This window comes from Bradyrhizobium sp. Kon10 (assembly GCF_055807395.1).
The window spans coordinates 1-275 of the sequence record NZ_JBVVOZ010000211.1 but is presented as its reverse complement, the minus strand read 5'-3'; the positions used below and the strand labels follow the sequence as shown (position 1 = coordinate 275).

At 64.0% G+C, this 275-nt stretch carries 1 protein-coding gene; it reads right to left on the bottom strand.

Annotated elements, in window-relative coordinates; genetic code table 11:
• The coding region (locus AC0L2O_RS36755) for an Lrp/AsnC family transcriptional regulator (RefSeq protein ID WP_473373200.1) at window positions 1-275 on the bottom strand (275 nt) is incomplete at both ends.

Sequence of the window (275 nt, the reverse complement as noted above, 5' to 3'; positions counted from 1 at the left end):
CATCGACCGACGGCACCATCACATGCAGCAGGAAATCGTAGTCGCCGGTCATCGTCCAGCAGGACGACACCTCGTCCATGCGCTGCACGGCGGCGATGAAGGTTTCGGGCGAACCGTCGCTGTGGGTTACCAAGCGCACCTGAATGAACACTTCGACCATCAGGCCGATGGCGCGGCGGCTGAGCACAGCGGCAAAGCCCTTGATGATGCCGGCGCTCTGAAGAGCCTCGAAGCGGCGCGCGCATGGCGTCGTCGAAAGGCCGATCTCCTGGGCC